Genomic DNA, 21,306 nt, shown 5'->3' with positions numbered 1-21,306 from the left:
GGTGTTATGTAGGCCGGATAAGGCAACGCCGCCATCCGGCGATGGGGAAATGCCTGATGGCGGTGTTATGTAGGCCGGATAAGGCAACGCCGCCATCCGGCAATGGGTGCAAATGCCTGATGGCGCTGCGCTTATCAGGCCTACGAACGTGCACCGATTATGTGTCAGCGCCGACATGCCTGAAGAGGCTGTTTCGTAGGCCGGATAAGGCAACGCCGCCATCCGGCGATGGGTGCAAATGCCAGATGGCGCTGCGCTTATCAGTTATGTAGGCCGGATAAGGCAACGCCGCCATCCGGCAATGGGGGAAATGCCTGATGGCGCTGCGCTTATCAGGCCTACAAAAGCTTCGCTTATCAGGCCCACAAAATGAGACCCATAAAAAACCCGGCGCTCAGGCCGGGTTTTCTGTTTACGCTTTCTGCGTCACGCCAGATGGCTCGCGCACATGCTTGTACTTAAACAGCATCACGAAGGCGACGGCCAGCACCAGCGAGTAACCGGCGAAGATCAGCCACACGGTTTTCCAGTCGGTAAGACCGGCGGTGGTGTACATCTCTACCACTTTGCCGCTCACCATACCGCCGAGGATACAGCCGAAGCCGTTGGTCATCATCAGCAGCATACCCTGCGCACTGGCGCGGATTTCCGGGCTAACCTCTTTCTCAACAAACACCGAGCCGGAGATGTTGAAGAAGTCGAAGGCGCAACCGTACACGATCATCGACAGCACCAGCAGCACGGTGCCGAACGGCGTCGGGTCGCCGTAAGCGAACAGACCAAAGCGCAGCACCCAGGCGAGGATACTGATCATCATCACGTTCTTAATGCCGTAACGGCTCAGGAAGAACGGAATGGCGAGGATAAAGACGGTTTCCGAAATCTGCGAAATCGACATCATTACCGACGCATGGGTAACGATAAAGCTGTTAGCGAACAGCGGATTCGAGTCGAAGCTGTGCAGGAAGGTGTTGCCAAACATATTGGTGATCTGCAACTCCGCACCCAGCAGCATAGAGAAGATAAAGAAGATCGCCATACGTTTGTTTTTATACAGCGCAAAGGCGTTCAGGCCGAGCATCTCCACCCAGGTCTGCTTCTGCTTGCTGTTAGCCACCGGAATGTGCGGCAGCGTCAGCGCAATCACGCTCAGCAGCAGCGACAGCGCCGCGCCAATGTAGAGCTGCATATGGCTTAACTCAAAGCCGGAGAAGCTCACCGCCCACATGGCGAGGATAAAGCCGATGGTGCCCCAGATACGAATCGGCGGGAAATCGGTGACGATATCGTGCCCGGCAGATTTAAGACGGAAATAGGAGATGGAGTTCACCAGGCTCAGCGTCGGCATATAGGCCAGCGAGTTGAGCAGAATAATGGCGAACATCGCGCCCGGCGTGGTGACGCCTGCGGCGATAAACAGCGTGATGGCACCGACCAGATGGCAGAGGGCATATACCCATTTCGCGCTAAGCCACTTATCGGCGACGATGCCTAAAAGGGTTGGCATAAACAGCGAGGCGATACCAAGGGAGCTGTAGACCGCGCCGACTTCCGCGCCCTGAAATTTCAGGGTCACGATCATATAAGAGCCAAGTGTCGTCAGCCAACTGCCCCACAGGCAGAACTGCAGAAAGATGATCACTTTCAGCTGCAGCTTAAGATTCATGCTTTTTTCCTCGCAAAGGAGACGGTTGTCGTTGTAATGGGCAGATATACTGCGATTTGTGGCGGCACTTTATCACTTTGCGGCGGCGTTGTTTGTTACGTACGACAGAAAAATGCAATCTTCGTCTGATTGCATTCTTATTAAGTGATCTTGATCACGCTTTTACGCAACCGATTGCGAGGGCCAGAAGGCGGGCTTATGCCCTTTTACCTGCAAAGGTAAAAAGGCATAAACCACAAGGGACGTTAATTACGACGGTAGGTTTTCTGCGCGGCGTTCACTTTGTAGAGATAGCGGCGTGACTCAGCAGAAGGGTGGCGCGTGGTAAGCGTTTCATACACATCGCCCGGCGACATGGTATTGATGATATTCGCCGCCTGCACTTTATCCGCCGAGAAGACGCGCAGCACGCTGCCCGCGCCGCCGTTATAGGCAGTGATCACCGCATAGCGCCGTGAGGTCGGGTTGCTGATACCGCCAAGATAGATATTGTTAAGCATCGCCAGGTAAGCGGTGCCGGTATCAATATTGCTCTGCGGATCGAAGAGATAACTGCGGTCCGGCGTACCGGATTTCCCCTGCGCGCGGAAGACATCTTTCCCGGCGCTGTGCTGCACCACCTGCATCAAACCGAGCGCGTCGGAGCGGCTCACCGCATAGGGGTTGAAGGAGGATTCTGTCTGCATAATCGCCAGAATGAGCGACTCCTCGACGCCATATTTATGCGACGCTTTGCGCACCATGCCCATATATTTATGCGCACGTTTATCGAGGTGGTTCGGCACCAAGTTAATGGTGATGCTGGAGATCACACGGATGCCGCTGGTGCGGGTTTTCAGCCGCGTTTGCAGCAGATAGTCGGCATATTTTTCCGCGCGCCACTGCCAGCGAATCGCTTCGCCGTTGTTATCCAGCACCTGACCATAGAGGAAAGGCTGTTTGGAGATCGTAATGTCGTCGGTATCGGAGTAGAGGTCGATAGAGCCGGGATCGTCGCCCATCAGCAGCGTTTTAACGATCGCCGCGCGCAGGTGCGCCGCCGGATCGGTCGCCGAGATGGTCTCGACGGTAATCGTCCCTTCATCAAAGTTGATGTGGCTTCGCGTCTGGTACTGATCGGTATACTTAACGTAATCCTTTGGTCCTGCGATCAGTACTTCGTTAAAGCCCCATAAATTCTCAATATTGTGGGCGAACTGGCCCATCAAAATGTCAAAACCGTTGGTGTCTTTGATCCAGGCTTCGTTGTAGTCTTCGCCGGATTTATTAGAGCTGGAACAAGAGATCAGCAACGGCGCGATCATCGCTAGCGCTAAAAATTTTTTCATCATTCCGGATGCAGTTGTGTTTGATTACAGCGCCTGAGACGCTCGCGAACCGGCAGTGCCTTCCCTGGATTTATGGCACTGCCGGCGGGTTTAAACCACGACGCCTATTTTTTTTCTTGTGGCGTGTAGCCTTCAATGTGCACATCTTTGCCTTCAAACAGGAAATTGACCATCTCCTCTTCCAGCAATTTGCGGTGCTCGACGTTCATCATGTTGAGTTTCTTCTCATTGATCAGCATCGTCTGCTTCTGCTGCCACTGCTTCCAGGCCTCTTTCGAGATCTCGTTATAAATGCGTTTACCCAGGTCGCCCGGATAGAGCTGGAAGTCTTGCCCTTCCGCTTCGCGTTGCAGGAAGGTACAAAAAATGGTTCTGCTCATAATCATTCCTCTTTTTGCGCGCCGCGCGAGACCGCTTCGGCGCGTAATTGCTGTATCAGGCGTTCCACCGGAGCCGCCAGACCGACGGATGGCGGTTGCGCTAAGTTATACCAAAGACCTGCACCTTCATCCATGCACGCGGCAACGGAAGACACAGGAAGCCACATCGGCACAATATCGAGGTGGAAATGGCTAAAAGTGTGGCGGAACGCGACAAGTTGGCTGAGAGTATCTGCGTTAATCCCTTTTTGCGCCAGCCAGTCGCGCAGCGCCGCTTCATCGCTAAACTGCGGGAAGCAGAAGAGGCCACCCCACAGGCCGCTCGGCGGGCGCTGTTCAAGATAAACCGTGCCTTCGTGCTCCATCAGCAGCAGATAACCGGTGCGCTCGGGCAGGATCTGCTTCGGCTTTTTACCCGGGTAGCTGCTCCAGCTGTGCGTGGCGTAAGCGATACAGCCGCTTTGCAGCGGGCAGAGTTCGCACTTCGGTTTTGAGCGGGTGCAGACCATGGCACCAAGATCCATCATTGCCTGGTTAAAGCGCTCGACGCCTTTCGCCGGCGTCACCTGCTCGCTTATCTCCCATAGCCGTTTCTCCACCTCTTTTTTTCCCGGCCAGCCGGCCACCGCATAACAACGGGCCAGCACGCGTTTCACGTTGCCATCGAGAATCGGAAAGTGTTTACCGAGGGATAAAGAGAGGATCGCGCCCGCCGTTGAACGGCCAACGCCTGGCAGCGCAGCGACTTCGTCAAAGGTTTCTGGAAAACGGCCATTGTGCAGCGTGGCGACCTGCTGCGCGGCTTTATGCAGATTGCGCGCGCGGGCGTAGTAACCGAGCCCGGTCCACAGATGCAGCACTTCATCCAGCGGCGCGTTGGCTAAATCAGTCACCGTCGGGAAGCGCGCCATAAAGCGCTCGAAATAGGGGATCACCGTTGTGACCTGGGTTTGTTGCAACATCACTTCTGACAGCCATACTTTGTAGGGCGTCTTTTCAATTTGCCAGGGCAGGGTTTTCCGCCCAAATTTGTCGTACCAGTCCAGAACCTGGGCTGAGAATTGAGACGCTTGCATGGTCACCAGAATCGCTTTATCAGGGGCGAAGATTGCAGCACAGCGGCGTTGCACTGTAAACCGGAACTTTCCGGTGCTTGCATCATGCCATGAACTTTGGATAATGCCCGTTTCCTGAACACTCTCACGAGCAGAAAACTTTATGAATAACGACGTCATTTCACCGGAATTTGATGAAAATGGCCGCCCGCTGCGCCGCATTCGTAGCTTTGTCCGTCGCCAGGGGCGTCTGACGAAGGGTCAGCAGCATGCGCTGGACAATTACTGGCCGGTGATGGGCGTTGAGTTTACCGAACAGCCGCTCGATTTTACCGCGCTGTTTGGTCGCACCGCACCGGTGACGCTGGAGATCGGTTTTGGCATGGGCGCTTCGCTGGTCGAAATGGCAAAAACCCGCCCGGAGCAGGATTTCCTCGGTATTGAAGTACACTCGCCGGGCGTCGGTGCCTGCCTCTCTTCCGCGCACGAAGAGGGCGTCGAGAACCTGCGCGTGATGTGCCATGACGCGGTAGAAGTGCTGCACACTATGATCCCGGATAACGCCTTAAACATGGTGCAACTCTTTTTCCCGGACCCGTGGCACAAAGCGCGTCATAATAAGCGCCGTATTGTGCAGGTACCCTTTGCCGAGCTGGTGAAGAGCAAGCTCAAGCTGGGCGGCGTATTCCATATGGCGACCGACTGGGAAGCCTATGCAGAACATATGCTGGAGGTGATGAACTCCATCGACGGGTATAAGAACCTGTCGGCCAGCAACGACTATGTGCCGCGCCCGGAATCGCGCCCGGTAACGAAATTTGAACAGCGTGGCCATCGTCTTGGTCACGGTGTATGGGACTTAATGTTCGAGAGGGTGAAATAATGGCAAAGAACCGCAGCCGTCGCTTGCGTAAAAAGATGCATATCGACGAATTCCAGGAAGTGGGTTTCTCCGTCGCGTGGCGTTTCCCGGAAGGTACCACCGAAGAGCAGATTGACAGCACCGTTGATAACTTCATTAAGCAGGTGATTGCGCCGAATAAACTGGCGTTTGATGGCAGCGGCTATCTGGCGTGGGAAGGGTTAATCTGCCTGCAAGAGATTGGCAAATGCACCGAAGAGCATCAGGCCCTTGTGCGTAAGTGGCTGGAGGAGCAGAAGCTTGAAGCGGTACGCACCAGCGAACTTTTCGACGTCTGGTGGGACTAAACAAACATAAGGGCCAGCATCTGCTGGCCCATTTTGTCTCTACAGGAGTTAATAGAATGCGTAAAACGCTGCTGGCGGCAACGCTCACCCTTACAGCTTTCGCGGCGCAGGCAGATTATCAGTGCAGCGTCACGCCGCGCGACGATGTGATTATCAGCCCGCAAACCGTGCAGGTGAAGGGCGAAAACGGCAATCTGGTGATCACGCCAGAGGGCAATGTGATGTTTAACGGCAAACAGCCGTCGCTTAGCGCCGCACAGCGCGAGCAGGCGAAAGATTACCAGGCTGAGTTACGCAGCGCCCTGCCGTGGATCGACAACGGCGCGCTGACTCGCGTGGAGAAAAACCGCATTGCGCTGGATAAGATCATCGTCAAAGAGGTGGGGGAGAGCAGCAGCATGCGTAACCGCCTCACCAAACTCGACGCGCAGCTCAAAGAGCAGATGAATCGTATTATCGAGCATCGCAGCGACGGCCTGACGTTCCATTACAAGGCGATTGAACAGGTTCGCGCCGATGGTCAGCAGTTGGTCAACCAGGCGATGGGCGGCATTCTGCAGGACAGCATTAACGAAATGGGCGCGAAAGCGGTGATGAAAAGCGGCGGCAACCCGTTGCAGAATGTGCTCGGCAATCTCGGCGGCTTACAAACGTCTATCCAGAACGAATGGAAAAATCAGGAAGCTGACTTCCAGCAGTTTGGCAAAGATGTCTGCCAGCGCGTGGTTTCTCTCGAAGAGAGCCGCAAAGCGTTAACCTCCTCCCTGAAGTAACTCTGTACCATGGCCTTTTGTCATCGACGAAAGGCCTTATTCGTATTGAATATGTTGTTACTCTCTTTCCCTTATTTCTGACGATTAAATAACAAACTCGTATCTTTTATTTAATTGGTTTGTCAGGCTCTGCTGATTATTCTCATCTATAAATTATTGCCCACAAAAGCAAGTGGCAATTCGCAGTTAACCCCTACCAGAATTTGGGGTTTTACTTAAGTAATTAATCGATTATTTGAATTGACTATAACTTGTATACTTTCAGAATGTTCTTGTTGATGTTAATATCGCCGCCTCAAATCACGGATATGATTTCTTCATAAATACTCCTATGTCATCAATAAACATACAGCCGAAAGGCGACGCTTCATTTTATGAAGAGCCCGCCCTTTCGTTTAAAAATAATGAGATCGATCTGCTCTATCTGCTGAGCCTGTTATGGCGAGGCAAGAAACTTATTGCCGGAACAGTGGTGTTGTTTGCCGTTTGCGCATTCTTTATCACCGCCTTACTACCGCAAAAGTGGACCAGCCAGGCGGAGATTACGCCGGCAGAGCGAATCCAGTGGGCTGAGCTGCAACGAGCACTCATGACGCTGGAGGTTCTTAATGTGAAAACCTCTATTTCACAGGATGATGTTTACCACCTCTTCCTGAAAAAATTCTCTTCTCAATCATTAAAAGAGGAGTTTCTTGCCAACTCGCCGCTGGTGCTGGGCAAGCTGGAAGAGAACAATATCGATCAGGATGAACTGCGCCGTGCGCTGACGCTGTTGACGCAGAAGATCAAAGCGACCAATAACGCCAAACTGGCGACTGCTGATAATACGCCGTACGCTTCCTGGACGCTCAGCTTCACCGCGCCGACGGCAACAGAAGCCCAGCAGGTGCTGAAAGGCTACATCGATTTCATTTCTGCCAAAGTAGTCAACGAGACGCTGGCAACGCTGCGTAATGATGTTGAGTTGAAGAAGAACTTTGAAAAGAACGTGCTGGAGATGGATCGTGCCCGAATTGCTACAAAGCATGATGCGAATGTGAAGCGCCTGAACTACTCCCTTGAAGTAGCGAATGCTGCCGGCATCAAACGCCCGGTCTACAGCAATGGTCAGGCGGTACAGGATGACCCGGACTTCTCAATCGCGCTCGGCGCCGATGGTATCTCGGAAAAACTGCGCATTGAGCAGTCGATGAAAGATTTTACCGAGCTGAATGCCGATTTTCGCAACCGTGAATACACTCTGGCACAGCTGCAAAAAGTTGATATTAAAGATGTGGAGTTTTCCCCCTTCAAATATCAACTCTCGCCGTCGCTGCCGATGAAAAAAGATGGCCCGGGGAAAGCGATTATCATGGCGTTGGCCGTTATTCTTGGTGGCATTATCTCCTCTGGCATCGTCTTATTGCGCCACGGAATGCACCAACGGAAGTTGCTGTAATACTATTATTTAAATAATCACGCCGCTAAAATAATTAAGGGGAAATAATATTTCCCCTTTCTTTTATCTCTCACTTCACGTTATTCGCTAAGAAACAACTCAAGCAATGAATTGAGAAACAGCTTACCGTGCTCGGTTATCTGCCAGTGCGTTGCGTTCTCGGTCAGATAATTGAGCGCCAGCGCCTGCTCAATTTGCGGGCGGATGATCGCTTCATCCAGACCGGTATACGCGGAAAACTCTGCCCGCGGCGCCGGTTCCAGCAGGCGGAAACGGTTCATAAAGAACTCAAACGGCTTATCCTGATCTTCTACATCATGCTGCTTATCAAGGTAATTTCCCTGCATATAGCCGCGTGGATGGCGCGTTTTCGCCGTACGCAAAATGCGCCCATCCGCGAAGGTCACTTTGCCGTGCGCACCGCAGCCGATTCCGAGATAGTCGCCAAAGCGCCAGTAGTTCAGGTTGTGCTGGCACTGATAGCCCGGTTTGGCATAGGCCGAGGTTTCATACTGCTGATAACCGGCAGCCGTCAGGATCTGATGCCCCTGCTCGAAGATATCCCACAGCGCGTCGTCATCCGGCAGCACCGGCGGGCGCGAGCTGAAGAGCGTATTGGGTTCGATGGTGAGCTGATACCACGACAGATGCGGCGGGTTTAAGGCGATGGCCTGGCGCAGATCGTCGAGCGCTTCCTCAACGGATTGATCCGGCAAGCCGTGCATTAAATCGAGGTTGAAACTGCGCAGCCCCAGCCCGCTCGCAAGGCGTGCCGCACGTTTAGCTTCTTCCGGGCCGTGAATACGCCCGAGACGCTGCAACTTGGTTTCGCTGAAACTCTGCACGCCTATTGAGATACGGTTAACGCCAGCGCGCTGGTAGTCGGCGAAGCGGTCAGCCTCAACGGTGCCCGGGTTCGCCTCCATGGTAATTTCCGCCTCACTTGCCAGCGGCAGACGCGCGCGAACGCCATCAAGCAGAGTCTGCATCGCCGGGCCGGAGAGCAGGCTTGGCGTACCGCCGCCGATAAAGATGGTCTTTATTTCCCGTCCCTGGGCGTAAGCGGCATCACCATCCAGATCCGCAAGCAGATGCTGGACATAGTCGTCGTGCGGCACTTCACCTTTCAGCGCGTGGGAGTTGAAGTCGCAGTAGGGGCACTTCTGCACGCACCAGGGAATGTGGATATAGAGACTCAGAGGCGGCAAATCAGCCATTACGCATTGCTTCCAGTAACAGGGTTAACGCCTGACCGCGATGGGAGAGGGCGCGCTTCTCGTCGCGTGTCAGCTCCGCGGCGGTTTTGCCTTCGGAGGGGACGAAAAAGATAGGATCGTAACCAAAGCCGCCGCTGCCCGCAGGCGCGCGGGCAATGACGCCAGGCCAGCTTCCGTGGCACACCAGCGGTGTCGGATCGTCGGCGTGGCGCATATAGACCAGCACACAGTGGAACTGCGCCTGGCGCTCGCCGTCCGGCACGCTCTGCAGCGCGTCGAGCAGTTTTTCCAGGTTCTGTTGATCGCTGGCTTCAAGGCCTGCGTAGCGTGCGGAGTAGATCCCCGGCGCGCCGCCCAGCGCATCGACTGCCAGCCCCGAATCATCGGCAATGGCGGGTAAGCCGGTCACTCTTGCCGCATGGCGGGCTTTCAGAATGGCATTTTCAATAAAGGTCAGCCCGGTCTCTTCAACGGATTCGACGCCCAGCTCGGTTTGTGCGACCACATCGAGGCCGAAATCATTGAGCAGCGAGGCAAGCTCGCGCACTTTACCGGCGTTACCGGTGGCGAGGACAACTTTTTGCATAGCGGATCCTAATTTATCAGCGCCGCGACTTCTGTCGGGATCTGTTGCGGATGAACGATTTTAATCTGTTTATGGCGGCCCAGTTCGCCCTTTTCGATCAGCACCTGGCTTTTCGCAACGCGGAACTGTTTAGCGAGAAATTTCACCAGGTGCGCATTGGCCTGGCCATCCACTGGCGGGGCGGTGATGGCGACTTTTACTTCGTCGCCATGCAAACCGATAATTGCGTCGCGGCTGGCTTTCGGCTGAATATAAAGCCGTAAAACCAGCCCGTCCTGAGAGGATACAACGGCACTCATAGTGCCATCCACAGCCCCGGCAGCAGCATATCACCGGTGGATTGCAGCAGTTCGGCAATCCCCATGTTGAGTACATAGAGCAGCAGCACGAGGATCATCGGCGAGAAGTCGATGCCGCCCATTGCCGGTAGCAAGTTGCGGATCGGGCGCAGCAGCGGCTCGGTCAGCTGAACCAGTGCGTACTCAACCGGGCTGCGGCCCTGGCTGACCCAGCTCATGATTGCCATTACCAGCAGCACCCAGAAAATCATCAGGCCAATGGTTTTGACCAGAATTAGCAGGGCGGATATCCAGATAATCGGCTGCAAGGTGACCACCATAAACAGCACGATCGCCTTGATAAAACTCAGCACAAAAGCGACCAGCAGCGAGGCGCTGTCCAGCGGCCCCATCGCCGGGATAATGCGGCGCAGCGGCCCGACAATCGGCTGGGTGGCTTTAACGACAAATTGCGAAAAAGGGTTATAAAAATCACAGCGTGCCCACTGCATCCAGACGCGCAACAGCAGAACCATGGTGTAGAGTTCAATTACTGTTGAGAGCAGGAAAGTCAACGTCTTCATGGCGTTCCTCAGTTTCTCTTACTTTTTTGTGTAATCGCGCGCACCAAAAATGGCGGTACCAATGCGCACCATCGTACTGCCCGCCGCGATGGCGGCGGACATATCATCCGTCATGCCCAACGACAGGGTATCGACCGTTGAATAGCGCGTTTTAAGCGCCTCAAATGCTACAGCCATTTGCCGTGCCACGGCAAACTGCCGTTCGTACTCTGCTTCCGGTGCCGGGATCGCCATCAACCCGCGCAGGCAGATGCCCGGCAGTTCAGCGAGTTGTGCGGCAAGCTCATCCAGTTCACTCAAGGGGATACCGGACTTGCTCTGCTCATCGCTGATGTTGATTTGGATAAGAACATTAAGCGGCGCGCGCGTGGCCGGACGCTGCTCGCTAAGGCGGCTGGCGATGCGCAGACGGTCGACAGTGTGGCACCAGTCGAAGTGCTCCGCTACCAGACGGCTTTTGTTGGACTGCAACGGGCCGATAAAGTGCCACTCCAGCCCGCTGACACCCGCCTGCTGGAAGTGCTGGATCTTCTCCACCCCCTCCTGCACATAGTTTTCACCAAACGCACGCTGTCCGGCGTCGATCGCTTCTGCGACGGCGCTCGCAGGCTTAGTTTTACTCACTGCAAGTAACGTAACTTCTTCTGAAGCCCGGCCGCAGCGTGCCGCGGCGGCGGAGATTTTGTCCCGGACCTGTGCCAGGTTATGCGCGATATCGTTCATGATTCCAGGATGGCGTAATGGATATAGAAGAAATAGTGGCGCTTAGTGTAAAGCATAATGTCTCGGATCTACACCTGTGCAGTGGTTGTCCACCGCGCTGGCGACAGCACGGGAAGCTTACCGCTGCGCCTTTTGAGCAGCCTGACATCAGCGCCCTGCTCAGCGGGCAGCTTACCTCCCTGCAACAGCAGCAGTGGCGCGAGTCGAGGCAGGTGGATTTCGCGCTGACTACCGCGAGCGGCAGGCGGCTGCGCGCAGGCGCGTTTGCCCGCCACGGCGGCATCTCGTTAGCGCTGCGCCTGCTGCCACAGCGCTGCCCGCAGCTTAGCGATATCTCTGCTCCGGCAGCGCTGGCCGAACTGCTGGCGCGTGAGAACGGCCTGATCCTCGTCACCGGCGCGACCGGTAGCGGTAAATCGACAACCCTTGCGGCGATGGTGCAACACCTCAATCAACAGGCCGGGGCGCATATTGTGACGCTGGAAGATCCCATCGAGTTCGTGCACCAGAGCGGCAACAGCCTGATTCAGCAGCGCGAGATTGGGCAACACTGCGCCTCGTTTGCCGACGGGCTGCGCGCGTCGCTGCGCCAGGATCCGGATGTGATCCTGCTTGGCGAGTTGCGCGACAGCGAGACGATCCGCCTGGCGCTGACCGCCGCCGAAACCGGGCATCTGGTACTGGCGACCCTGCACACGCGCGGCGCGGCGCAGGCCGTCGAGCGGCTGGTGGACAGCTTCCCGGCGCAGGAGAAGGAGCCGGTGCGCAGCCAGTTGGCGGGCAGTTTACAGGCAGTGCTGGCACAGAGGCTGGAGGCGGATAAGCAGGGCGGGCGCGTGGCGTTGTTTGAGTTGCTGGTTAATACTCCGGCGGTGGCGAACCTTATCCGCGAAGGCAAAACGCACCAGCTGCCCGGCGTGATGCAAACCGGGCAGCAGCAGGGGATGCAGACCTTCGCGCAGAGCCACCAGCAGCGGGTGCGCGAAGGGCGACTTTAGTGAAGATGCAGCGCGTAAACGGCGGGCAGCGCGCCTGCGGTAGCGACGATCTCCAGCCTGATGCTGCTCGCCGTAATGGGGCGGGTGAAACGGTGCTGGCAGACGGAGTGGTGATTATCATGCACCTCTGCCAGCAGCCACTCGTCGGCCCACAGGCGATAGTGCGTAATGCAGTGCGGCGTAACGGCGAGCGGGTGCCCCATCTGCACGGACTCCATGGCGTTATCGAAATCGTTGTCCTGCACCAGCGTCAACTGGCTAATCGTCTGCGGGCTCTCCCAGCGCCAGACGATCTCCGGCGCGGCGTCATCCAGCGCCGGGGACCAGGCGTTGATCTGCTGTTCAGGGCGCAGGCGGCCATTGAGCACATTCTGCACGCTCCAGGCGGCAATCGGCGGATCGCAGCGCAGGGCGGGCAGGATCTGCGAAGGGTGGCGGCGAGGTAGCCAGAAGTCGAATTCATCGACGCCGTAATCGCCATCGGCGACCTGGCGCGTATGTTTGGCAACGCGCGCATTAAGGCTGTTAAACACCGTCATGATGCCCGGCAGGCGCGCATCGGTAAGCGCAATCTCAACCTCTTCATTGGCGGCGAAGGCGAGAAAAACGTACTGGTTGCGTTCGCTCTGCCACTGGAAGGTGACGGTCTGCTCGCCTTCGTCAGCCACGCTCAGCACCTGCTCTTCAAAGTGGCAATCCGGAGTGAAGTTGCCGGCCCGGACGCTGCCGAGCAGGGAGACCGTCAGCTCTGTTGGCCGCTTTGCCCGCAGCCGCAGGGTGATGGAGGGCACGGTATGGCCCGCCGGAACGGGCAGCAGCAGGGCCATCCTCTCTGCCAGCGGATGCCAGTTGCCGTTGGGCGCAAGCGACGTCAGGCAGTACTCGCTGCTGGCGCTGACGCTGGCACCTGCCGCCGGGTCGTTCAGCCACTGGCGCGGAATGTAGCAGCCGTTAAGCTGCAGCTGCTGTTGCAGCGCACCGATATGCTCGCGCTGGGCCAGGGTCTGCGGCGTGAGACCGCGCGCATGGCAAAGCGCGGCAGCGCGGCCCACCACTTCGCCGAGCAGGCCGCAGGTGCACATCACGCGGGCGCTGCCGAAGGCGACGTGGGAAGCGGAGATAATCCGCCCGGTCAGCAGCAGGTTATCCAGCGAGCGGCTGTAGAGGCTGCGAAACGGGATGGTGTAGGTGCCTTTGCTGTGAAACTGACGGCAGCCGTCATGGGTACTATAAACGCCGTCCGCCGGATGCAGATCGATCGACCAGCCGCCGTAGCCCACGGCGTCATAGTGGTCGCGCTGCTCAATGATATCCTGCTGGCTCAGCAGATGGTCGCCAACGAAGCGGCGGCTTTCCCGCTTGCCGGGGATCGCGCCGACCCACTCGATGGTCATCTTGTCCGCTTCCGGGAAGTTGCCGGAGTTTTTGATGTGATCCCACACCCCCCAAACGATCTTCCACAGCTCCCACTTGATCTCTTCGCTCTCATGAACGGTATCAAGACGTCCGCCCCACTCAAGCCACCAGAGATCGCAGCCGTTAAGCGTAGAGGTGAGGCGTTTATAGCGGGGGATGGCGGTAATATCTTTCAGCGCGAAGGAGGGGGGAACAAAGTTAACCGGCCCGTCAGTCTGCTTGGTGTAGAAGTAGATGGAGTGGCCGAGCTTGTGGCCGAAGTTATCGCCGGGCGCCATTTTCTCCCCGAGTTCCTCCGCTTCTTCTGCGCCCTCACGATATTCGGCACCCGCCAGATAGCCGAGCACGCCGTCGCCAGTGGCATCACAAAACTGTGCGCCGCTGACGGTATAAAACGTCTCGTTGATCGGGTTAAAAGCCTTCACCTGAGTGATGGTCTGCGCCTCTTTTTCCACCTCAAACACGGCGGTATTAAGCAGCAGTGTCAGCCCCGGCTGGCTTCTGGCAAGGTCGAGCAGCACCAGGTCAAACATCACCGGGTTGCCCTCTTTGTTGCGCCAGAGGTTCTCCTCCATGATCTCGCCCATAATGCCGCCTTCTCGCGCCCAGCGGTTGTTGTTGCCCATATGCGATGTCGCGCCGTTTGCCCACAGGCGCACTTCGCTGGAGGCGTTGCCGCCGAGCACCGGCCTGTCCTGGATTAGCACGACCTCTAAACCGTCGCGCGCTGCCGCCAGCGCGGCGCAAAGCCCTGCCAGCCCGCCGCCCGCGACGACCAGATCGGCGTGCAGCTGCCGGGTCGGAAAAGCTCTGGCATCGGTGTGAGGAAAGATTTTCATTATCTTGTTTCCTTTTTGACTGACGGTAGAATCGTTTTTTCCAGCCAACTGAAAAGCGAACCCTGCAATGTCTTCTCAACCGAACCAAAGTCTGATTGATGGCATTCGCTGCCTGCAGTACCTCGTCTCCAGCGATCGCGCCATTGGCTGTCGTGAGCTGTCGCGTCTGATGGGCATTAACACCACCCGCGTAAACCGGTTATTGATGACCATGGCCTCTATCGGCCTGACTATGCAGGACGCGCAGCGTCGCTACCTTCCCGGCCCTGGCATTCATGCGCTGGCGGCGCAGGCCATTCGCGGCTCGGCGCTCTTCTCCCACGCGCTGCCGCTGCTTGAACGCTACGCCCCGAAAGATATCGTCGTGGCGATGGGCGTGCTGTGGGAGGATCAGGTGATCTACATCTACCACTCTGAACCCGGTAGCCAGGTGAGCCAGGCGCTGGCCGGTTTCCATATGCTGCCTGCCTGGCAGTCGGTCATCGGAATGTCGCTGCTGGCAGCGGAGAGCGATGAGGCGCTGCAACAGCGCTTTACGCCGGAGCAGTGGCAGCAGCTTGGCCCGCATGTCGCCCAGCAGCGCGCGCAGGGGCACGTGGTGTGGCATCACGACGACGGCGAAGTGTCGATGGCGAAACCCCTTGGCGCCCACTCTGCCGCGCTCGCGTTTGCCGGTCTGTGGCAGGTTGACGATGCGGTGGTTGAGACGCGCTTAGACGCTCTGCATGAACTGGCTCAGCGCTTAACTGAGAAATCCTGATAGCCTTTAATGTTTCTTTTATAGAAACATTAGTGGGAATGCAAAAAGCAGGGCTGGAAAGTGTGAGAAGGATCGGCAGAAAGCCGCGACGCGATCGCGGCTAACAGAAAAGAGAGGGGAAAACGGGCAGGCTTACGGGTGCAGTTCGAAGTAGCTTTCGAGAATAATCACCGCCGACGCTGAGTCGACGCTGCCTTTATCAAGGGCGCGAAATCCGCCGCGTTCAAACAGCCCGGAGCGCGCTTCAACGGTGCTTAACCGTTCATCATGCAGGATCACTTTTGCGCCAAAACGGCCGTGGATTTTATTGGCGAAGTTGCGGGCGCGGGCGGTAAGCAGCTGCTCGGTGCCATCCATATTAAGCGGCAAACCAACCACCACCGCCTCGGGCTGCCACTCTTTGAGCAGGTTTTCGATCCGCTTCCACTCCGGCGTGCCGTCCTGCGCTTTCAGCGCCGTCAGCGCGCGCGCCGTCCCGGTAATGCGCTGCCCGATGGCAACGCCAATGCTTTTGGTACCGAAATCAAACGCCAGCAGTGTGCCGCTCATCAGGCGTGCCCCGCGACGCCCGGCATGGTCGAAATATCGATGCCGATAAGCTTTGCCGCTTCGCGCCAGCGATCGGCGATGGGCGTTTTAAACAGGATGTTGAGATCCGCCGGCGCGGTAAGCCAGGCGTTATCAAGGATCTCCTCTTCGAGTTGCCCCTTATCCCACGACGAGTAACCGAGCGCGACCATCACCTCAGCGGGTTGTTCGCCTGTGCCGAGCGTCTCCAGCACGTCACGCGAGGTGGTGACCACGGTGTTGTCCGAGACGCGAATGCTGGAGGCAAAACCGCCGGGTGGGGTGTGCAGGATAAAGCCGCGATCTTCCGCCAGCGGGCCGCCGAGCAGCACCGGTTTATCAAGACGGATCGCCGGGTCGCGTTCAACGGCCTCGATTTTCAGTTTTTCAAGCACGCCCTCTACCGTCAGGTTTTCCAGCGGCTTATTGATGATAAGCCCCATCGCCCCTTCCTCGCTGTGCTCGCAGATATAGACAACGGAGCGCCGGAAGAGGGGATCCTGGAGAGCAGGCATGGCAATAAGAAAGTGATGCTGTAAATTCATTGTCAGAGGTTCTGTTCCTGGTTCAAAAAAGCGACAACGTAGTATGGGGGGAAAGCAGGGTGCTGTCACGAGATAAAGCGGGAAGGGCGCGGGCTCTCGCTCGCACCCTGTGTGGCGCTTATTTAGCCAGACGTTTTTCGATAGCGTCCATCAGCATACCGGTGATGGAGACCGGGAATTCGGCTTCGATTTCACGGATGCAGGTCGGGCTGGTGACGTTAATTTCAGTCAGGCGATCGCCGATGATATCGAGACCGACGAAGATAAGCCCTTTGGCTTTCAGCACCGGCGCGACTTTACGCGCAATCGCCCAGTCGCTCTCGGTCAGCGGGCGCGGTTCGCCGCGACCACCGGCCGCCAGGTTGCCACGGGTTTCACCGCCCTGCGGCACGCGCGCCAGGCAGTACGGCACCGGTTCGCCATCGACTACCAGCACACGTTTGTCGCCCTCTTTAATAGCAGGCAGGTAGTTCTGCGCCATGCAGTAGCGCGTGCCCAGTTCGGTCAGGGTTTCGGTAATAACCGAGAGGTTAGGGTCGCCCTCTTTGACGCGGAAAATCGAGGTGCCGCCCATGCCGTCCAGCGGCTTGAGAATAATGTCGGTGTGCTTCTGCCAGAAGGCTTTCAGACGTGCTTTATCACGGGTGACCAACGTTTCCGGCGTCAGATCCGGGAACCAGGCGGTGAAGAGCTTTTCGTTACAGTCGCGCAGGCTCTGCGGTTTGTTAACGATCAGCGTGCCTTTCTCTTCCGCACGCTCAAGGATATAGGTCGCGTAGATATACTCGGTGTCGAACGGCGGATCTTTACGCATCAGCACGGTGTCGAGATCGGCCAGCGAGATATCCTGCTCGCTGCCAAATTCATACCATTTGTCGTAGTTCTGCTCGACGGAGAGGGTACGCGTGCGGGCGCGGGCTTCACCGTTAATCAGATAGAGATCGGCCATCTCCATGTAGTGCAGCTCATAGCCGCGGCGCTGTGCTTCCAGCAGCATGGCAAAGCTGGAGTCTTTCTTGATGTTAATGTCCGCGATGGGATCCATCACGATGCCGAGCTTAATCATTCTGCTTCTCCTTTCAACCCAGGTCGCCGAAGCGAACCTGAAGCGCGGTGATGGCGGTAAGCGCCGTTGTCTCGGTGCGTAGCACGCGGGGACCTAACAAAATATCCGTAAACTGGTAGCGCGCGGTCATGGCGATCTCATCGGCGGATAACCCGCCTTCGGGGCCAATCAGCAGACGTACGCGCTCGACGGGCAGGGGCAAGGTGTTAATGCTCTGGCTGGCGCGCGGATGAAGGTTGAGCTTCAGACCGCTCTCCTCTTCGGCGCACCAGGCTTCGAGATCCATGGCCGGGCGAATCTCCGGAACACGGTTGCGCCCGCACTGTTCACAGGCGGCAATGGCGATCTTTTGCCACTGCTGCAGCTTCTTGTTCAGGCGTTCGGCGTCCAGTTTAACGCCGCAGCGCTCAGAAAAAAGTGGCGTAATGAGGCTTACGCCCAGCTCGATCGATTTCTGGATGGTGAACTCCATCTTTTCGCCGCGCGACATCACCTGGCCCAGGTGAATATGCAGCGGCGATTCACGATCGTCCACGCCGCCGCGCAGCACGCTAACGCGCACGCTTTTTTTATCAGCGTGGGTGATTTCTGCGTCGAAAACCTGGTTAGAGCCATCGAAAAGCTGCACCGCCTGGCCCGGGCCCATACGCAGCACGCGGCCGACGTGGTTGGCGGCATCCTCGCTGAGGGCAATTTCACTGCCCGGCTGAATACATTCTGGGTGATGGATGCGGGGAATGCGCATGTTTTAGATCCGTTCAGATTACCGCCCCGCACGGCAGGGCGGATGTTAACAATGGCGCTAGTGTAGGTTAGCTCTTTCGCGCCATGCAAGCGCGCTGCACATACGGGTTATGGTTGCCCTGAATGGCCGCGATACGCTCATCGCGCGTGCACTCCCATGCAGTAACCGGATAGAGCTTATCCCAGGCGGTGAAAAGCTGGGTCTGCTGGCGTGAGAGCGGTAGCTGGTATTGATCGCGCATATAGAAGTAGGTACGGGCAATTGAACCGCGGGCGCGCGCCGGTGGTTCAGCCAGTTTCGCTTTGAAATCAACCTTCATTTCGCACTGGCCATACTGCCCTTCACCGCCGTTCCACTGGCTGTACATGAAGTTACCGCGATCGCCATTCACTTCGCCCACGGCGGGTTGCAAGTTATGCATATCGCTCTCGATCTTGCGGTAGACCGGATCTTTGGCGCACTGTTTGCGCCCGCCATCCTGCCAGCACTGACGCAGGTGGCCGAACTGCCAGGCGGGCATCACATGCTCCCACTCTATGCGGCTGGCGCGGTTCTCATTTTTTCGCACTTTATAGCCGCAGGAGGCGAGATCGACGACTCCTTTTTTGCCCTGCCAGGTGATTTTACAGCCGCAGTAAAAATCACCCGGCGCGTCAGCATTCACTTTCACACCGGCCGCTTTGGCCTGGGAAAAGTTGTTGATACCGTTGGCGGCCAGGGCAGGCACTGCCAGCAACGTGAAGAGAAAAGGTATAAAACGGAACATAGCGAACTCCCTGTCAAAACGAGCTCGCAACGTAGCGGAAGGGGCTTCCTGATGCAATCAGTTAGCGCATAAAACTTCTTAATGGATTCAGTTAGCCGCTTCAGCCATTAACGGCTCGCCGCAGCGCACGCAGCGGTAGATCGCCTCGCCGCGCACTACCCGATTATGGCGACGCAGGGTCAACTGATGCTGCTGGCATTTACAGCGGTAGGGGAAGGTGTTGCGCCGCACTGACTCCAGTTCAAACTGATGCGTTCGCCGCGCGGGCACGCCGAGCACGCTCTCCATCATCCACTTCCACTCTTTGCCGTGTGGCGCAACGCGCCCGAACTCTTTCCACACCAGCAGGTGCGCCAGCTCATGGGGAACCACTTCATCAATAAAGGCTTGCTGATTTTCCAGCAGCAGCACCGGGTTGAGGCGAATCTCGTAGTCGGCAAGCCACGCCGTACCGGCGGCGGTGCCGCGCTGTTGGTAGACCAGCTTCGGTTCGGGGTAGTCACGCTCAAGCTTCTGGTTAGCGAGGGCGAGTTTATCCCGCAGGCTACGCATAACAGCTTGCTGGAGGGCAATAGGGAGGCGGGGTGTTTTCATAACTGCAGAGAATAGGATGGGCGGGACGGGAGTGCAATAAGCAAATAAGGCTTCCTCCGCAGAGGAAGCCTGAAGGGTGTTAATCAGTCACGGGAACCAATTTCACGCAGCGGACGGCCACGCATCAGGTTGCGCTCGATGTGCTCCAGCGAAACGTGTTTGGTTTCCGGCACCAGCCACAGGGTGAGGAGGATGAACAGCACGTTCAGACCGCCGTACACCCAGAAGGTGTTGGCATTGCCCAGCGTGTTCAGCATCGTCAGGAAGGTCGCGCCGACAATCATGTTGGCGATCCAGTTAGTGGCGGTGGAGAGGGTGATACCAAAATCGCGGCCTTTCAGCGGCTGGATTTCGGAGCAGAGAACCCAAATCAGCGGACCGGCGCTCATTGCGAAGCCGATGATAAACATCAGCAGCATGGCGACAGCGAAGTACTGCGCTGACGGCGAATGGATGCCCATATGCAGCATCGTGCCGAGAATACCCATACCGGCGGCCATCACCATAAAGCCCAGCACCAGCGTCGGTTTACGGCCCCAGCGATCCACCAGGCCGATAGCGATAAAGGTCGCCAGCACGTTGGTCAGACCGACGATCACCGTTCCCCACATCTGTTCGGTGGTGTTGGTGTAACCCGCCAGTTCAAAGATTTTCGGCGCGTAATACATGATGACGTTCATGCCGGTGAACTGTTGCATGATCTGCAGCAGCACGCCGAGGAAGACCGCGCGGCGGAAGTTGCTGTTCTCTTTAAACAGCGCCCAGCCGGTCTGCTTCACTTTCAGGCTTTCGCGGATCTCATCCAGCTCGTTCTTCGCTTCGGCGCTGGTATCACGCAGGCGCAGCAGCACCCGTTCAGCATCGTTGAAGCGGCGCTTCGCGGCGAACCAGCGCGGGCTGTCCGGCAGGAAGAAGACGCCAATCAGCAGCAGCACCGCCGGAATGATGATCACGCCCAGCATCCAGCGCCATGCGCCGCTGTAGCTGAACGCGGTGTCGGAGAGGTACGCGCCGAGAATCCCGATGGTGATCATCAACTGATACATCGAAATCATACTGCCGCGGATTTTTTCCGGGGCGATCTCAGAGAGATAGAGCGGGGCGGTATAAGAGGCGATACCGACGGCCAGGCCGAGCAGCACGCGAGAGACGATCAGGAACTCGACGTTCGGTGCGGCGGCAGAGCAGAGAGAGCCGATAACAAACAGTACCGCGCCGATCATCAGGCTCTTTTTACGCCCGAGACGCCAGGAGAGCCAGCCGCTGCCGACTGCGCCGACGGCAGCACCAAACATCATTGAGCTCACCACCCACTCCTGAGTGTGCGAGCTGATTTGAAAATCTTCCGTGATGAAGGGCAGTGCGCCCGCAATCACGCCAATATCCAGGCCAAAAAGTAATCCTGCCAGTGCTGCGAGGAAGCAGACAAAAAAGGTCATGGCCTTGTTGGAATGCTTCTGTTTCTTATTGTCAGGCATTATGCCCTCCATTCATGTTATGAATTTTATCGAGATAAACGTTAGGTCACTCATAAGCGAAAAGTCGTGATATGCATCACATGAGTGTAATCGGTTACATTTCGGGCAGGCCACGAATGTAAATAAAAGTGTTGAGGATTATAGGATTCTTGACAATGAATGGTTAATTGCAGGGCGTTATTTCAGACTAAACCGAAGCGTAATGTAACAATTATGACGCGTGACGGTTTCAGCCGGTGAGGGAAGGAGAAAGTTTCGGGTCGTGTCTGATGTAATCGCTTTCAAATGAAATAGT

At 56.8% G+C, this 21,306-nt stretch carries 23 protein-coding genes; 6 read left to right on the top strand and 17 right to left on the bottom strand.

The annotated features are described in order from the left end of the window. Positions 1 to 412: 412 nt before the first annotated feature. From SOM48_RS10675 to mutY, 4 genes are all read right to left on the bottom strand, one after another. A complete protein-coding gene (locus SOM48_RS10675) occupies positions 413 to 1,666 on the bottom strand; it encodes a nucleoside permease (protein WP_076769192.1) in 1,254 nt (417 codons plus the stop codon). Between the two features lie 245 nt (positions 1,667 to 1,911). Then, positions 1,912 to 2,994 (bottom strand): membrane-bound lytic murein transglycosylase MltC, encoded by a 1,083-nt coding sequence (gene mltC / locus SOM48_RS10670; RefSeq protein WP_023480727.1) that lies wholly within the window; start codon positions 2,992 to 2,994, stop codon positions 1,912 to 1,914. Positions 2,995 to 3,098: 104 nt separating this feature from the next. After that, positions 3,099 to 3,374 (bottom strand): oxidative damage protection protein, encoded by a 276-nt coding sequence (locus SOM48_RS10665; protein WP_020455176.1) that lies wholly within the window; start codon positions 3,372 to 3,374, stop codon positions 3,099 to 3,101. 2 nt (positions 3,375 to 3,376) lie between these two features. Then, a complete protein-coding gene (mutY, locus tag SOM48_RS10660) occupies positions 3,377 to 4,456 on the bottom strand; it encodes an A/G-specific adenine glycosylase (protein WP_180344327.1) in 1,080 nt (359 codons plus the stop codon). A gap of 136 nt (positions 4,457 to 4,592) precedes the next feature. On the opposite strand from mutY, the gene trmB reads away from it, so the two are divergent. The 4 genes from trmB to wzz(fepE) all read left to right on the top strand — a co-directional run bounded on the left by trmB (position 4,593) and on the right by wzz(fepE) (position 7,849). After that, positions 4,593 to 5,312 (top strand): tRNA (guanosine(46)-N7)-methyltransferase TrmB, encoded by a 720-nt coding sequence (trmB, locus tag SOM48_RS10655; RefSeq protein WP_054803427.1) that lies wholly within the window; start codon positions 4,593 to 4,595, stop codon positions 5,310 to 5,312. Next, the gene (locus SOM48_RS10650) at positions 5,312 to 5,638 is read left to right on the top strand and encodes a YggL family protein (protein WP_023480838.1); all 327 of its coding nucleotides are present in this window, start codon (positions 5,312 to 5,314) and stop codon (positions 5,636 to 5,638) included. Before trmB ends, SOM48_RS10650 begins: the two co-directional genes overlap by 1 nt. A 56-nt stretch (positions 5,639 to 5,694) precedes the next feature. Beyond that, complete coding sequence (locus SOM48_RS10645; protein ID WP_023480977.1) at positions 5,695 to 6,411, top strand: YggN family protein; 717 nt, start codon at positions 5,695 to 5,697, stop codon at positions 6,409 to 6,411. Positions 6,412 to 6,742: 331 nt separating this feature from the next. Continuing rightward, on the top strand, positions 6,743 to 7,849 hold the full coding sequence (gene wzz(fepE), locus SOM48_RS10640) for an LPS O-antigen length regulator Wzz(fepE) (RefSeq protein ID WP_313164056.1): 1,107 nt from the start codon (positions 6,743 to 6,745) through the stop codon (positions 7,847 to 7,849). A gap of 80 nt (positions 7,850 to 7,929) precedes the next feature. Here wzz(fepE) and hemW read toward each other — a convergent pair whose 3' ends face one another. From hemW to SOM48_RS10615, 5 genes are read right to left on the bottom strand one after another with little or no spacing between them, the layout of a single operon-like run. Further along, positions 7,930 to 9,066, bottom strand: a complete 1,137-nt coding sequence (hemW, locus tag SOM48_RS10635) for a radical SAM family heme chaperone HemW (RefSeq protein ID WP_320511904.1) — start codon at positions 9,064 to 9,066, stop codon at positions 7,930 to 7,932. After that, positions 9,059 to 9,652: an XTP/dITP diphosphatase gene (locus tag SOM48_RS10630; protein WP_320511903.1), complete on the bottom strand. Its 594-nt coding sequence runs from the start codon at positions 9,650 to 9,652 to the stop codon at positions 9,059 to 9,061. The genes hemW and SOM48_RS10630 overlap by 8 nt, the downstream gene beginning before the upstream one ends. An 8-nt stretch (positions 9,653 to 9,660) precedes the next feature. Then, positions 9,661 to 9,951: a DUF167 family protein YggU gene (gene yggU / locus SOM48_RS10625; RefSeq protein ID WP_042713571.1), complete on the bottom strand. Its 291-nt coding sequence runs from the start codon at positions 9,949 to 9,951 to the stop codon at positions 9,661 to 9,663. Then, positions 9,948 to 10,514: a YggT family protein gene (locus SOM48_RS10620; protein WP_054803430.1), complete on the bottom strand. Its 567-nt coding sequence runs from the start codon at positions 10,512 to 10,514 to the stop codon at positions 9,948 to 9,950. Before SOM48_RS10620 ends, yggU begins: the two co-directional genes overlap by 4 nt. Positions 10,515 to 10,532: 18 nt before the next feature. Further along, positions 10,533 to 11,237 carry a YggS family pyridoxal phosphate-dependent enzyme gene (locus SOM48_RS10615; RefSeq protein WP_042713573.1) on the bottom strand — a complete coding sequence of 235 codons (705 nt, stop codon included), beginning with the start codon at positions 11,235 to 11,237 and terminating at the stop codon, positions 10,533 to 10,535. Between the two features lie 17 nt (positions 11,238 to 11,254). On the opposite strand from SOM48_RS10615, the gene SOM48_RS10610 reads away from it, so the two are divergent. Then, positions 11,255 to 12,235: a type IV pilus twitching motility protein PilT gene (locus SOM48_RS10610; protein ID WP_320511902.1), complete on the top strand. Its 981-nt coding sequence runs from the start codon at positions 11,255 to 11,257 to the stop codon at positions 12,233 to 12,235. Here SOM48_RS10610 and SOM48_RS10605 read toward each other — a convergent pair. Next, a complete protein-coding gene (locus SOM48_RS10605) occupies positions 12,232 to 14,490 on the bottom strand; it encodes an FAD-dependent oxidoreductase (RefSeq protein ID WP_320511901.1) in 2,259 nt (752 codons plus the stop codon). The genes SOM48_RS10610 and SOM48_RS10605 overlap by 4 nt on opposite strands. A 67-nt stretch (positions 14,491 to 14,557) precedes the next feature. Between SOM48_RS10605 and SOM48_RS10600 the strand changes: the two genes are divergently transcribed. Next, positions 14,558 to 15,250 carry an IclR family transcriptional regulator domain-containing protein gene (locus tag SOM48_RS10600; RefSeq protein ID WP_042713579.1) on the top strand — a complete coding sequence of 231 codons (693 nt, stop codon included), beginning with the start codon at positions 14,558 to 14,560 and terminating at the stop codon, positions 15,248 to 15,250. A gap of 132 nt (positions 15,251 to 15,382) precedes the next feature. Here the strand turns inward: SOM48_RS10600 and ruvX are convergent, their stop codons facing one another. From ruvX to SOM48_RS10565, 7 genes are all read right to left on the bottom strand, one after another. Continuing rightward, positions 15,383 to 15,799, bottom strand: coding sequence for a Holliday junction resolvase RuvX (ruvX, locus tag SOM48_RS10595; protein WP_023480823.1), 417 nt, complete (start codon positions 15,797 to 15,799; stop codon positions 15,383 to 15,385). Beyond that, positions 15,799 to 16,362: a YqgE/AlgH family protein gene (locus SOM48_RS10590; protein WP_023480870.1), complete on the bottom strand. Its 564-nt coding sequence runs from the start codon at positions 16,360 to 16,362 to the stop codon at positions 15,799 to 15,801. The genes ruvX and SOM48_RS10590 overlap by 1 nt, the downstream gene beginning before the upstream one ends. Before the next feature lie 118 nt (positions 16,363 to 16,480). Next, entirely contained in the window at positions 16,481 to 17,428 is a 948-nt protein-coding gene (gene gshB, locus SOM48_RS10585) for a glutathione synthase (protein ID WP_320511900.1), read from the bottom strand. A 13-nt stretch (positions 17,429 to 17,441) separates the two neighbouring features. Continuing rightward, on the bottom strand, positions 17,442 to 18,173 hold the full coding sequence (gene rsmE, locus SOM48_RS10580) for a 16S rRNA (uracil(1498)-N(3))-methyltransferase (protein ID WP_139569343.1): 732 nt from the start codon (positions 18,171 to 18,173) through the stop codon (positions 17,442 to 17,444). Between the two features lie 67 nt (positions 18,174 to 18,240). Further along, positions 18,241 to 18,939 (bottom strand): deoxyribonuclease I, encoded by a 699-nt coding sequence (gene endA, locus SOM48_RS10575; protein ID WP_128482132.1) that lies wholly within the window; start codon positions 18,937 to 18,939, stop codon positions 18,241 to 18,243. An 87-nt stretch (positions 18,940 to 19,026) separates the two neighbouring features. Continuing rightward, complete coding sequence (locus SOM48_RS10570; protein WP_076769186.1) at positions 19,027 to 19,533, bottom strand: SprT family zinc-dependent metalloprotease; 507 nt, start codon at positions 19,531 to 19,533, stop codon at positions 19,027 to 19,029. An 83-nt stretch (positions 19,534 to 19,616) separates the two neighbouring features. After that, the gene (locus tag SOM48_RS10565) at positions 19,617 to 21,011 is read right to left on the bottom strand and encodes a sugar porter family MFS transporter (protein ID WP_076769185.1); all 1,395 of its coding nucleotides are present in this window, start codon (positions 21,009 to 21,011) and stop codon (positions 19,617 to 19,619) included. Between the last annotated feature and the right edge of the window lie 295 nt (positions 21,012 to 21,306).

Origin of the sequence: Kosakonia sp. CFBP8986 (assembly GCF_034044935.1) — a bacterium.
GTDB lineage: Bacteria > Pseudomonadota > Gammaproteobacteria > Enterobacterales > Enterobacteriaceae > Kosakonia > Kosakonia cowanii.
Note: the sequence above shows the minus strand (reverse complement) of the source record. Positions and strands in the feature narration are given on the sequence as shown.

What these genes read in the sequence shown, in the direction of transcription:
- SOM48_RS10675 (WP_076769192.1), bottom strand. Translation starts at nt 1,666, where the DNA reads ATGAATCTTAAGCTGCAGCTGAAAGTGATCATCTTTCTGCAGTTCTGC.
- mltC (WP_023480727.1), bottom strand. Translation starts at nt 2,994, where the DNA reads ATGAAAAAATTTTTAGCGCTAGCGATGATCGCGCCGTTGCTGATCTCT.
- SOM48_RS10665 (WP_020455176.1), bottom strand. Translation starts at nt 3,374, where the DNA reads ATGAGCAGAACCATTTTTTGTACCTTCCTGCAACGCGAAGCGGAAGGG.
- trmB (WP_054803427.1), top strand. Translation starts at nt 4,593, where the DNA reads ATGAATAACGACGTCATTTCACCGGAATTTGATGAAAATGGCCGCCCG.
- SOM48_RS10650 (WP_023480838.1), top strand. Translation starts at nt 5,312, where the DNA reads ATGGCAAAGAACCGCAGCCGTCGCTTGCGTAAAAAGATGCATATCGAC.
- SOM48_RS10645 (WP_023480977.1), top strand. Translation starts at nt 5,695, where the DNA reads ATGCGTAAAACGCTGCTGGCGGCAACGCTCACCCTTACAGCTTTCGCG.
- hemW (WP_320511904.1), bottom strand. Translation starts at nt 9,066, where the DNA reads ATGGCTGATTTGCCGCCTCTGAGTCTCTATATCCACATTCCCTGGTGC.
- SOM48_RS10630 (WP_320511903.1), bottom strand. Translation starts at nt 9,652, where the DNA reads ATGCAAAAAGTTGTCCTCGCCACCGGTAACGCCGGTAAAGTGCGCGAG.
- yggU (WP_042713571.1), bottom strand. Translation starts at nt 9,951, where the DNA reads ATGAGTGCCGTTGTATCCTCTCAGGACGGGCTGGTTTTACGGCTTTAT.
- SOM48_RS10620 (WP_054803430.1), bottom strand. Translation starts at nt 10,514, where the DNA reads ATGAAGACGTTGACTTTCCTGCTCTCAACAGTAATTGAACTCTACACC.
- SOM48_RS10615 (WP_042713573.1), bottom strand. Translation starts at nt 11,237, where the DNA reads ATGAACGATATCGCGCATAACCTGGCACAGGTCCGGGACAAAATCTCC.
- SOM48_RS10610 (WP_320511902.1), top strand. Translation starts at nt 11,255, where the DNA reads ATGGATATAGAAGAAATAGTGGCGCTTAGTGTAAAGCATAATGTCTCG.
- SOM48_RS10605 (WP_320511901.1), bottom strand. Translation starts at nt 14,490, where the DNA reads ATGAAAATCTTTCCTCACACCGATGCCAGAGCTTTTCCGACCCGGCAG.
- SOM48_RS10600 (WP_042713579.1), top strand. Translation starts at nt 14,558, where the DNA reads ATGTCTTCTCAACCGAACCAAAGTCTGATTGATGGCATTCGCTGCCTG.
- ruvX (WP_023480823.1), bottom strand. Translation starts at nt 15,799, where the DNA reads ATGAGCGGCACACTGCTGGCGTTTGATTTCGGTACCAAAAGCATTGGC.
- SOM48_RS10590 (WP_023480870.1), bottom strand. Translation starts at nt 16,362, where the DNA reads ATGAATTTACAGCATCACTTTCTTATTGCCATGCCTGCTCTCCAGGAT.
- gshB (WP_320511900.1), bottom strand. Translation starts at nt 17,428, where the DNA reads ATGATTAAGCTCGGCATCGTGATGGATCCCATCGCGGACATTAACATC.
- rsmE (WP_139569343.1), bottom strand. Translation starts at nt 18,173, where the DNA reads ATGCGCATTCCCCGCATCCATCACCCAGAATGTATTCAGCCGGGCAGT.
- endA (WP_128482132.1), bottom strand. Translation starts at nt 18,939, where the DNA reads ATGTTCCGTTTTATACCTTTTCTCTTCACGTTGCTGGCAGTGCCTGCC.
- SOM48_RS10570 (WP_076769186.1), bottom strand. Translation starts at nt 19,533, where the DNA reads ATGAAAACACCCCGCCTCCCTATTGCCCTCCAGCAAGCTGTTATGCGT.
- SOM48_RS10565 (WP_076769185.1), bottom strand. Translation starts at nt 21,011, where the DNA reads ATGCCTGACAATAAGAAACAGAAGCATTCCAACAAGGCCATGACCTTT.